General features: G+C 54.6%; 9 protein-coding genes. 8 read left to right on the forward strand and 1 reads right to left on the reverse strand.

The features are described from left to right. The first annotated feature begins 259 nt into the window (after positions 1-259). The 3 genes from hemA to ispG all read left to right on the forward strand — a co-directional run bounded on the left by hemA (position 260) and on the right by ispG (position 3996). Positions 260-1483 carry a 5-aminolevulinate synthase gene (gene hemA, locus QZ197_RS02860; protein WP_272145920.1) on the forward strand — a complete coding sequence of 408 codons (1224 nt, stop codon included), beginning with the start codon at positions 260-262 and terminating at the stop codon, positions 1481-1483. Between the two features lie 114 nt (positions 1484-1597). Beyond that, the gene (locus tag QZ197_RS02865) at positions 1598-2791 is read left to right on the forward strand and encodes a helix-turn-helix domain-containing protein (RefSeq protein ID WP_296429856.1); all 1194 of its coding nucleotides are present in this window, start codon (positions 1598-1600) and stop codon (positions 2789-2791) included. 80 nt (positions 2792-2871) lie between these two features. Next, a complete protein-coding gene (ispG, locus tag QZ197_RS02870; RefSeq protein WP_272145924.1) occupies positions 2872-3996 on the forward strand; it encodes a flavodoxin-dependent (E)-4-hydroxy-3-methylbut-2-enyl-diphosphate synthase in 1125 nt (374 codons plus the stop codon). Between the two features lie 33 nt (positions 3997-4029). On the opposite strand, the gene QZ197_RS02875 is transcribed toward ispG, so the two are convergent. After that, a complete protein-coding gene (locus QZ197_RS02875) occupies positions 4030-4797 on the reverse strand; it encodes an MBL fold metallo-hydrolase (protein WP_272145927.1) in 768 nt (255 codons plus the stop codon). 132 nt (positions 4798-4929) lie between these two features. Here QZ197_RS02875 and QZ197_RS02880 point away from each other — a divergent pair, with 132 nt between their 5' ends. The 5 genes from QZ197_RS02880 to QZ197_RS02900 all read left to right on the forward strand — a co-directional run bounded on the left by QZ197_RS02880 (position 4930) and on the right by QZ197_RS02900 (position 11919). Further along, complete coding sequence (locus QZ197_RS02880; protein ID WP_272145929.1) at positions 4930-6075, forward strand: aminotransferase class I/II-fold pyridoxal phosphate-dependent enzyme; 1146 nt, start codon at positions 4930-4932, stop codon at positions 6073-6075. After that, complete coding sequence (locus QZ197_RS02885) at positions 6072-7226, forward strand: N-acetylmuramoyl-L-alanine amidase (RefSeq protein ID WP_272145931.1); 1155 nt, start codon at positions 6072-6074, stop codon at positions 7224-7226. Before QZ197_RS02880 ends, QZ197_RS02885 begins: the two co-directional genes overlap by 4 nt. A gap of 136 nt (positions 7227-7362) precedes the next feature. Next, the gene (locus QZ197_RS02890) at positions 7363-9879 is read left to right on the forward strand and encodes a PBP1A family penicillin-binding protein (RefSeq protein WP_272145933.1); all 2517 of its coding nucleotides are present in this window, start codon (positions 7363-7365) and stop codon (positions 9877-9879) included. 76 nt (positions 9880-9955) lie between these two features. Beyond that, positions 9956-11080 (forward strand): peptide chain release factor 2, encoded by a 1125-nt coding sequence (gene prfB, locus QZ197_RS02895; protein WP_272145935.1) that lies wholly within the window; start codon positions 9956-9958, stop codon positions 11078-11080. Positions 11081-11145: 65 nt separating this feature from the next. After that, complete coding sequence (locus QZ197_RS02900; protein WP_272145937.1) at positions 11146-11919, forward strand: DUF2189 domain-containing protein; 774 nt, start codon at positions 11146-11148, stop codon at positions 11917-11919. The last annotated feature ends 14 nt before the right edge of the window (positions 11920-11933 follow it).

Consider the following 11933-nt stretch of genomic DNA (forward strand, 5'->3'; position numbering starts at 1 on the left):
CGAATGAAACTGAAACTGTCGTCAAAATCTCCAACCTTAGATCGTTATCTTTACATACAGTGAGCGTGCCGACTACGAATTTTTAGGCATTTGATGCAAATCAATGAACCCTTTGCCGCAAACCCGCATCAATACCCGTGAATGGGGGCGACACTTTGTAACGTCTTGTCGGACGGCAAACCGCCCTATATGAGGCTTAGAACGATTCAAAAGTTGCGCAGTTTGTAGCTTTTGTTGCGAAAGAAAAAGGACGTAACCCGTGGATTACAACGCCCAATTGGACACTGCGATTAACCGTTTGCACGAAGAAGGCCGTTACCGGACCTTCATCGATATCGAGCGTAAGCGCGGGCAGTTTCCCCATGCGACGTGGCGTAAAGAAGACGGTTCAGAGGCGCCAGTGACGGTTTGGTGCGGCAATGACTATCTTGGCATGGGGCAACATCCTGCTGTTCTGGCGGCAATGCACGAGGCGATTGATGCAACGGGCGCTGGGTCGGGCGGCACGCGCAATATCTCGGGCACGACTGTTTATCATAAGCGCCTTGAGGCTGAATTGGCCGACCTGCACCGTAAAGAAGCGGCGCTGCTTTTTACCTCTGCGTATATTGCAAATGATGCGACACTCAGCACGCTACCAAAATTATTCCCAGGCCTGATCATCTATTCTGATGAGTTGAACCACGCGTCTATGATCGAAGGCGTACGTCGCAATGGCGGGGCAAAACGGATTTTCCGCCACAATGACGTCGCGCACCTGCGTGAACTTCTAGAGGCCGATGATCCGTCAGTACCCAAGGTTATTGCATTCGAATCCATCTATTCGATGGACGGCGATTTTGGCCCGGTCAAAGCCTTGTGTGATTTGGCTGACGAGTTTCGCGCGCTGACATATATCGACGAAGTGCACGCTGTTGGCATGTATGGACCACGCGGGGCTGGCGTGGCAGAGCGTGACGGCCTGATGGGCCGCATCGATATTATCAATGGCACATTGGCGAAAGCATACGGTGTTATGGGCGGGTATATCGCAGCCTCTGCCAAAATGTGTGACGCGATCCGGTCCTATGCGCCCGGATTTATCTTTACGACATCCTTGCCACCTGCTGTGGCTGCAGGTGCTGCAGCATCAGTTGCGCATCTGAAAACGGATCAGGCAGCCCGCGAACGCCATCAGACCCAAGCGAAGATTTTGAAGCTGCGTCTGAAGGGCATGGGCTTGCCGATCATTGATCACGGCAGCCACATCGTTCCTTTGATTGTCGGCGACCCTGTGCATACGAAAAAACTATCGGACATGTTGTTGTCCGAGTACGGGATTTACGTGCAGCCGATCAATTTCCCGACAGTTCCGCGCGGAACAGAGCGTTTGCGGTTTACCCCATCGCCTGTGCATGGCCCGCGTGAAATGGATGCATTGGTGGGCGCTTTGGACGGATTGTGGTCGCATTGTGCGCTGAATCGCGCTGAACTGGCTGGCTAGGCCTTTTCAGCCTGTGCATAACTTGCACCGGCATGTTAGGATTTTTCAGGCACTTGTCCATTTCCGATTCGAAATAGGTCGAGTGTCTAGGGGCATTAAGCGACGGGACAGTCGATGATCGGGAAGACCTTCAAGCGTACTGGCGCATCGAAGGACGTGAAAACCAAGGGTTTTGACGCCTACGATTTGCGACTCGGCGATTTGATGCGTGGCGAGCGCGCTACAATGGGCAAAAGCCTGTTGGATGTGCAGCGCGAGCTAAAGATCAAAGCCGCGTATATTGCAGCGATTGAAAACGCTGATCCTTCTGCTTTTGATACGCCTGGGTTTATTGCAGGCTATGTACGGTCTTACGCGCGCTATCTGAACATGGACCCCGATCAGGCCTTTGACACGTTCTGTGATGAAAGCGGTTTTGAAACCGCCCACGGCATGTCCGCCAAGGCGTCATCGCTCAAAGGCAAGTCCTACGATCCTGGCGCTGCCGCTTTGGGCAAAGACATTTTTTCCGCTTCAGCCACACCATTTATCCCCGCCGGCGATGCCGTTTTTTCGGGGATTGAGCCGCGAGCAATCGGATCAGTCATGGTATTGGTCGCTTTGATCAGTGGCCTTGGCTATGGTGGTTGGACGGTGCTGCAAGAAGTGCAGAAAGTGCAGTTCGCTCCGGTCGAGCAAACACCCGTTGTCGTTTCTGATCTTGATCCGCTGGCGGGCGCGAACAACTCCCTTCAAATCAGCGAGACGCTTGCTGATTTTCAAGCGCCATCCACCGAGGCGCTAAACCGGCTTTACCGTCCGCAAGCGCTTGATGTGCCTGTTTTGATCGCGCGCGACGCGCCAATTTCGACGCTTAGCCCGGGCAGTATTGGATCGTTGATTCCGAATGCTGTGATGCCCCAGTCGCCCGTTTTAGCGGCCGCCGATCTTGATACCCCGCTGCCATCCGCCATTCAGGTGGTCGAGCCGCCCGTGCCAGAACTGCAGTTGGTTGCGGTACGTCCTGCGTGGGTGCGCGTGCAATCTGCAGACGGGACGATAATTTTTGAGGGCGTTATGGCACCCGGCCAGAACTTTGTTGTTCCAGCTACCGAAGACCCAGCGCGTTTACGCGTCGGCGAAAGCGGTGCGATGTATTTCGCAGTGAACGGCGTGCACTACGGACCAGTTGGTCCAGCCGGCGTTGTGACGTCGAATGTCGAACTAACAACCGCCAGTTTGACCGAAGTTTACGCCGTTGCCGATCTAAGCGCTGATAATGACCTGGCTGAAATCGTAAACGTCGCCCAAGTGGTGGTGGACGAATAGGCGCAGGCGCAACCGCTTGCTGCCCGTCGTTTTGATCCTTAAGTTGTAGACAATTGATCCGCACTTGAAGGCTGACCCAAATGTCGTTGAACCATATCCGTCCTTGGCGCAATATTTATCGCCGGAAATCCCGTCAGATTATGGTTGGCAACGTGCCTGTTGGCGGTGATGCCCCGATCTCTGTTCAAACGATGACGAACACGCTGACCACGGATATCAAAGGGACAATCGCGCAAGTGCAAGCAGCAGCTGATGCGGGTGCTGATATCGTGCGTATTTCGGTTCCGGACGAAGCATCAAGCGCGGCACTCAAGTTCATCGTCCCAGAAGTATCTGTCCCGATCGTGGCCGACATTCATTTCCATTATAAGCGTGGAATTGAAGCGGCAGAGGCTGGCGCGGCTTGTCTGCGGATCAATCCAGGCAACATCGGCGACGAGGCCCGCGTTAAAGAGGTGATCAAAGCGGCACGCGACAATAATTGCTCGATCCGCATTGGTGTGAACGCGGGGTCTTTGGAAAAGCATCTGCTTGAAAAATACGCGGAACCTTGCCCCGATGCCATGGTCGAAAGCGGCTTGGATCATATCAAAATACTGCAAGATAATGATTTTCACGAGTTCAAAATCTCTTGCAAGGCGTCTGATGTGTTTATGGCTGCTGCCGCTTATCAACAGCTAGCAGAGGCCACAGATGCGCCAATCCACTTGGGGATTACCGAAGCAGGCGGTTTAATCAGCGGCACTGTTAAATCTGCCATTGGCATGGGGAACCTACTGTGGATGGGGATTGGCGATACAATCCGCGTGTCGCTGTCAGCTGATCCCGTCGAAGAAGTGAAGATGGGGTTCGAGATCCTCAAATCCCTCGGATTGCGCCACCGCGGTGTGAACATCATTTCGTGCCCGTCATGCGCGCGTCAGGGTTTTGATGTGATCAAAACGGTTGAGGCCTTGGAGCGGCGTTTGGAGCATATCAAAACGCCAATGTCGCTGTCCATTATCGGCTGTGTTGTGAATGGTCCGGGCGAAGCGTTGATGACCGATGTCGGTTGGACAGGGGGCGGCGCCGGATCGGGTATGGTCTATCTGGGCGGTAAGCAAAGCCACAAGCAATCGAACGAAGATATGGTCGAACATATCGTGGCGCAGGTCGAAAAGAAGGCTGCAGAGATTGATGCGGCGACTGCCGCCGAAGAAAAGTAAGGTGGATCAAGATCCACCTTACCCGTTACTTGCTTAGCCGTACCAAGGACCAAACTTGGTCTCGATCCCGTCTGCCAGCATTTCTGCGAATGCTGCAGGGTCTTGCGTGCCATTGTCACGCCCACGGTAGTGGTATGGATAGACGTATGTTGGCGCAAATTCGGTGACCGCAGATGCCGCAGCTTCAGCATCCATTGTGAACGGCAAGTTCATGCAAACAAACGCAATATCGATGTTTTCAAGCGCACGCATCTCGGGCGTATCTTCGGTATCGCCAGAGACATAAACCCGCAGCCCGTCCACAGTTATCACGTAGCCATTGTCGCGGCCTTGTGGGTGAAAGTTCAAACGCTCTTCGGTTGTGTTGTAGGCAGGGATCGCGTCAATGCTCACATCGCCTGCCGTCATGCTTTCGCCATTGGCGATCGAAGATGCGCGGGCTTTCATGTCATCGGGCAGCATCTCGAATACTGCGGGGTTAGTGATCATTGTGGTGTTGTCGCCCATAATCGCGGCCAGCGTTTCGGCATTGTAGTGGTCGCCGTGCTCGTGTGTGATAACGATCATGTCTGGGGCTGGCATATCCGCATAGATTTCCGGATCGCCGACTGGATCAACATACATTGTGCCTGCAGGCGTCTGCATTACAAAAGATGCGTGGCTTTTTGGCGTGATGATGATTTCGCCGCTGTTTGACGCAAAGCTATCGGCGCCATGACCGCCTGCTATGGCATTATATGGCAAAAGGGTGATGCCGCCCATTGCGGCAGCGCCAGTGAGGAAGGTACGACGTGATGGCATAGGTTTTGTTCTCCGGTTGAGGTGTTATGAAAGAGAGCTTAGTACGCTTCGGGACGGCGTCCATACTGCCCAGTTTATTGACATCAACCGTCAAGGCTCGGGACACATAAGAAAGGCTAGGCAAGGCATAGCATGCGACATTCAACCAGAGGCGACGTCGATCCCTTTATCGTCATGGATGTAATGGAAGCGGCCCGCAAAGCCGAAGCCGCAGGACGGCACATCATCCACATGGAAGTCGGTCAACCCGGCACCGGTGCGCCAGAGGCTGCAAAGACCAAACTGATCGCTGATATGGCTGATCCATTGGGCTATACTGTTGGTCTGGGCCTACCTGAACTGCGCGCGCGTATCGCAAAGCACTACGCCGATTGGTACTCAGTTGAAATCGATCCTGCGCGCGTCGTGATCACCAGTGGCGCGTCTGGCGCGTTCCTGCTCGCGTTTTCAGCGCTTTTTGATAATGACGCGCGGGTCGGGCTGGGCACGCCTTGCTATCCGTCTTATCGCCAGATCCTAAAGGCGGTGGGTCTTGCGCCTATTGATATTCAAACCACGCTTGAACAGCGGTTTCAGCCGGTGCCGGCAGATGTGGCGGCACATAATCTTGACGGATTGATCGTGGCTTCGCCTGCAAACCCCACAGGCACGATGCTTGATGCAGATGCCCTGCGCGCGTTGTCAGTGGCTTGCCAACGCCAAGGGGCAGCGTTCATCTCTGACGAGATTTATCACGGGATCGACTATGACGTGCCACCCGTCACCGCATTGCAAGTCACAGATGACGTCTATGTAGTGAATTCGTTTTCCAAGTATTTCTCGATGACTGGTTGGCGCGTCGGCTGGATGATCGTCCCCGAAGATCACGTCCGCAGGGTAGAGCGTCTGGCGCAAAACATGTTTATCTGCGCACCGCATGCTGCCCAGAAACTGGCCCTTTATGCTATGGATTGCGCGCCTGAACTTGACCAGAACCGTGCCGTTTATGCAGCCAACCGTGATTTGATGATTGCAGGGCTCAAGGACGCAGGATTGGCCAAATTCGCCCCACCTGACGGCGCATTCTATATTTACGTCGACGTCTCAGATTACACGGATGATGCGCTTAGCTTTGCTGCGCAGATATTGGAAACCGCAGGAGTAGCGGTCACGCCTGGCTTGGATTTTGATGCCGCACGCGGCCATCATTGGCTGCGCTTTTCGTATGCAAGGGCCACCGAAGATATTGTCGAAGGATTGAAGCGGTTAAAGCTGTTCATACAAGGTCGCGGCGCATGATCCGTTGGCTGGTTGCATTTATTTTGTTAGCGAACGCGGCTATGGCCCAAGTCACAATTGACCCTGACCGCGCATCCGTAAAGGACGGCTGGTGGACACTAGAAGTGTCACTGGGCTTGAGCGAAATTACGCCCTACCGCGCCTTCACACTTGATGCGCCGCGCAGGTTGGTTGTGGATTTCCAAGATCTCTCGTTCGCGGGCTTGTCAGCACAGGCCATCAGATCAGGCAACCGCGCATCCGCTGTCCGCTTTGGCCCCTTACGCCCTGGGTGGTCACGGATGGTCGTTGATTTGGCGGAGCCCTTGATCATCACCGAGGCAGGCATGGTCAAATCTGACACAGGTGCCGACCTGACCATCGTCCTCGCACAAGCCAACGCGGCAGAGTTCGCCGAGAATGCAGGCGCGCCGCCTGATCCCGGGTGGGATGCGGCAATGACATTTGATCCTGTTGTCGCCGCACAAATTGCGCAAAGTGGTGATTTCGTTGTTGTGATCGACCCCGGCCATGGCGGCATCGATCCCGGGGCTAACCAAGGCGGCATCAAAGAGGCCGATCTCATGCTGATCATGGCCGAAGAACTGGCCCTCAAGGTGAACGCGACCGAAGGCCTGCGCGCAGTGCTAGCCCGCAAAGGCGATACATTTGTGCCGCTTTCGTCGCGACTTACGATTGCGCGTCAAGTGGGCGCTGATTTGTTTATCTCTCTGCATGCTGATGCGCTTGAAGAGGACGAAGCCCATGGTGCGTCCGTCTATACGTTGTCGCGTGACGGTGGCGAGGACGCAGGCAGGCGCATTGTAGAACGTCACGAGCGGGGCGATATGTTGGCAGGTGTGGACTTGATCGCAGCCGAAGACCGCGTTGCAACCGCTTTGATGGATTTGGCGCGTGCACAGACAGGCCCCGAAGGGCGTCGCTTTGCCGACGCGCTGGTGGGTGCGATGACCCGCGAAGGGGTACGAATGAATTCGCGCCCGCGCCGTGAAGGGCAATTTGCCGTGCTGACAGCCGCAGATTTCCCAAGTGTCTTGATCGAGGCAGGATTTCTGTCCAATGCCCAAGATCGTGCGATTCTGGCAAGCCCAGAAGGGCGTGCAAGGATTGCGCGGGCCATTGTCGAAACCGTAAATCTGCTGGCACGGTAACGATGCGCAAAAAAGGTCAGGTGATTGTGATCGATTTATGCGCGTCGCACCGCTTGGCGTCGCATTTGGCCTTTTGACCATTGGGTTGCAGCCGCGTATAGTTGGTCCAAACAATTTAGACTGAGTGTGCCCCGCCGTGTTTCGTTTTATTCTTTCATTCTTTGGCGGGCTTTTTACCCTGCTCACCCTCGGTTTGGTCATGGGGGCGATTGGCCTTGGTGGTGTGCTGTATTTGTATGGCCGCGATCTGCCGAGCTATGAAACTCTGTCACAGTACACGCCCAAGACGATCAGCCGGATTTATTCTGCAGAGGGGCGGATTATCGATGAATTCGCAGTCGAGCGGCGTTTGTTTACGCCGGCCGAGGAAATCCCTGATCTTGTAAAGCAGGCCTTTATTTCTGCCGAAGACAAGAATTTCTACGAACATTCGGGCTTTGATGCGATGGGTATCGCTTCGGCGGCTTATGATGCTGTCGCCTCGCGTGGTGAAAATGTGCGCGGTGCGTCCACGATTACCCAGCAGGTGATGAAGAACTTCTTGCTGGATGGTTCCCGTTCGGTTGAGCGCAAGATCAAAGAATTGATCCTGTCAGTACGTATCGAAGGCGCGATGCCAAAAGAGCGTATTCTAGAGCTGTACCTGAACGAGATTTTTCTAGGCCAGAACAGCTTTGGTGTCACTGCAGCCGCGCTGACCTATTTCAACAAACCGCTGACCGAGCTGACAGCAGGCGAGGCTGCATATCTTGCGTCATTGCCAAAATCACCCAGCAACCGCCATCCGGTCCGCGACCGCGAAATAGCTGTGTTTTGGCGCAACAACACCCTGCGCGAGATGTTCGAGAACGGCTATATCGATCAACAGACATATGACAGGGACCGCAATTCACCACTTTTGTCTGTGCAAGGCGGCGACTATCAAGATTTCCGCGAAAGTCTGCCCGAGCGTGATTATTTTACCGACGAAATTCGTCGCCAGCTAAGCCAGAACTTTGGCGAAGAAGAGTTCTTTTCGGGCGGTCTTTCGATCCGCGCGACTGTTGATCCTGAGCTACAGATCACCGCAGCGCAGTCTTTGCAGCAAGCGCTGGAACTGTATGACCGCGAGGCGGGCGTCTGGCGCGGCACTGGCGAAGTGATCCCGGCAAAGGCATTGGCTGACGAAGAATTATGGCGTGCTGCTTTGGCGGGTTTGAACCTGCCGCGCGACGTAGAACTTGACGGGACATGGTATCCATCTGTGATCTTGGATGTCGCCGAAAATACCCTGACAATTGGTATCGAAAATGTTGTCGAAGACGCGGCCGAACCATTCGTTGTTCCGCGCGAAGACATTCGTTGGCTGGTCGGCGATTTCTTTGACAACTTCACGGTTGGTGATGTGGTGCATGTGCGCCGCCTGATAAATGATGACGGTGATTTCGTGCGTTGGTCGTTGCGCCAAGTTCCCGAGGTGCAGGGCGGCTTTATGGCGATGGACGTCAACACGGGCCGCGTGATCGCGATGCAGGGAGGCTTTAGCTATCAGCATTCGGTCTTTAACCGTGCCACCCAAGCGCAGCGTCAGCCGGGGTCATCGTTCAAGCCTTTCGTCTATGCAGCGGCCCTTGATAGCGGGTATTCGCCTGCGACGATCATTGTGGACGCACCGATCACGATCAACACGCCGCAAGGCACATGGCGCCCGCGCAACTCGTCTAATCAGTTCTACGGCCCAACGCCGATGCGCACCGGAATCGAGCAATCGCGGAACCTGATGACGATCCGCTTGGCCCAAGAGATCGGAATTGGAACGGTTGCGCGCTATGCGGAACGCTTTGGTGTTTATGACCGGATGAACCCCGTCTTGTCGGCCTCGCTGGGATCAAACGAGACAACATTGTTCAAGATGGTCGCCGCTTACGCGATGTTTGCCAACGGTGGCGAGCGGGTTGAGCCAACGTTGGTTGACCGCGTCCAAGACCGCTATGGTAACACCGTTTACCGCCATGATCAGCGCACTTGCCTTGATTGCGATCAGGCGAACCTACCTGCTGGTGAGGCACCGCAAATTCAATCCAACCGCGACCGTGTTATGAACGAGATTACAGCCTATCAACTGACCTCGATGATGCGCGGCGTTGTGGAACGCGGCACGGCGAGCAGAACAGTAAACCTGTCAGTACCGATTGCAGGCAAGACGGGTACGACGAATGATGCCAAGGACGTCTGGTTTATCGGCTTTTCATCAAACATCGTCGCGGGCTGTTACATTGGCTACGACAATCCACGCTCGCTTGGCCGGGGGGCGTCTGGTGGCGGCTTTTGTGGGCCAGTATTCACAAACTTCATGACCGAAGCGATTGAAAAATACGGTTCTGGTCCGTTCCGTGTCCCTGCTGGATGTCAGTTCATCAATATCGACCGTTTCAGTGGTGGTCGACTGCCTGATGATGCGACCGGTGAAAACGTGGTGCGTGAATGTTTCCGTTCGGGAGAGGAACCATTGTTCGGGATCATGTTCGATGGGGGCTTTGCAATGTCCGCCGATTTGCCACTGTTCGATAATGTGCCAAACCAACAGCGGCAGGTCACGACATCGACAGGTGAAACGGCGACGGTTGGCGAACGCGCAACATTCGGGACATTGTCTTCGGGTGGGCTTTACTGACCATCCGCTTGTCGCGGGGTGATACCCGCTGTAAGACCAATCCACACGATATTTATGCTTTGACCAAAGGTGTCCTATGCGCGCGGAAATCCAAAACACGATTGAGGCGGTTGAAAAATCGTTGGCACTTTTGGCGCAGCGCTTGGATTATGAAACCGCGCCGCACCGGCTAGAAGAATTTAACGCCCGCGTCGAAGACCCGACCCTGTGGGATGATCCAGAAGCGGCGCAAAAACTAATGCGCGACCGTCAGATGCTGGTCGATGCGCTGGCCACATACGAAGGTATCAAACAAGAGCTCAGCGATCATATCGAATTGATCGAGTTGGGCGAAATGGAAGACGATGCAGAAATCGTCGCTGAGGCCGAAACAGCCTTGACGGCGTTGGCCAAAAAAGCTGCCCAAAAAGAACTTGAAGCTTTGCTGGATGGCGAGGCGGACGCCAATGACACTTTCCTTGAAATTAACGCAGGGGCAGGTGGCACCGAAAGCTGTGATTGGGCCAATATGTTGGCGCGGATGTATGTCCGCTGGGCCGAAAAGAAGGGCTACAAAGTCGAACTACAGGCCGAACAGTCCGGCGATGAGGCAGGTATCAAATCGGCGTCGTACAAGATTAGTGGGCATAACGCATACGGATGGCTCAAGTCTGAAAGCGGTGTGCATCGCCTAGTGCGGATTTCGCCTTTTGATAGTGCCGCCAAGCGCCACACATCATTCACGTCCATCAAGGTCTATCCGGTGGTTGATGATGATATCGAAATCGAAGTGAACCCGTCAGATATCCGCATCGACACGTACAGGTCTTCGGGTGCTGGTGGACAGCACGTGAACACGACTGATTCGGCTGTCCGAATTACCCATGCGCCAACAGGGATCGTTGTGACGAGTTCTGAAAAATCGCAGCACCAGAACCGTGATATCGCGATGAAGGCGCTGAAATCGCGGTTGTATCAGATCGAGCTGGATAAGCGGTCTGCGCTGGTGAACGAAGCACATGAAAACGCAGGCGACGCGGGCTGGGGCAACCAGATCCGGTCTTATGTTTTGCAGCCATATCAGATGGTCAAAGACTTGCGCACAAATTTCGAGACGTCCGATACCAAGGGTGTCTTGGATGGCGACTTGGACGGCTTGATGGCTGCAACACTTGCTATGGCTGTATCCGGCAAAAGCCGCGCTGAGGCGAACGCGGAGTAGGCACGCCATCCCATGCTTGCCAATTGCGCCGTCTTGAGGCGATGATAGGCAGTAAGGAGGACGCTATGTCAAGAACCGAACCACTCAGCGGCGGTATCGAGCAGCCCGTTGTTCAACAGATCACCATGACCGATATCAGCGCGAGCCTTAGGGCTGGTGTGTGCGATTTCCGGCGTGCACCGCAGTTCGGCCTGTTCTTTAGTGCGGTCTATGTGGTCGGCGGCTTTGTGATGCTTTGGGTCGGGGCAGGGCATGTCAGCTGGACTTTGGCGACGTCACTTGGTTTTCCTTTGTTCGCACCCTTTGCAGCCGCAGGCTTGTACGAAGTGAGCCGCCGCATGGAAACAAAAGAGCCGTTGGAATGGCGCGGTGTTCTGGGAATTGTGTGGAACGAACGGACACGGCAATTGCCGTGGCTGGGTGCCATAATCGTGATCTACTTTTTGTTCTGGACGTTCTTGGCGCATATGATTTTTGCACTGTTTATGGGGCTATCAACCATGACGAATGTTTCGCAAAGCCTGGATGTTTTCTTTACGCTCAATGGCTTGATGATGATTGGCGTCGAATTGGGTGTTGGTGCTGTGCTGGCGTTTCTGTTGTTTTCTCTGACGGTCGTTAGTCTGCCATTGGTGCTGGACCGCGAGGTTGATTTCGTCACAGCGATGTTGACCAGCATGAAGGTTGTGCGCGCCAACCTGGCCGTAATGCTGGTCTGGGCATCTTTGATCGCGGTGCTGTCATTGTTGGCGCTGCTGCCATGGTTTTTAGGCTTGATGGTCGTTCTGCCGGTGTTGGGCCACGCGACGTGGCACCTGTACCGGCGCGCGTTGGCCTAAACGCAAAAGGGCGC

The organism is Yoonia sp. (genome assembly GCF_017854415.1).
Classification (GTDB): domain Bacteria; phylum Pseudomonadota; class Alphaproteobacteria; order Rhodobacterales; family Rhodobacteraceae; genus Yoonia.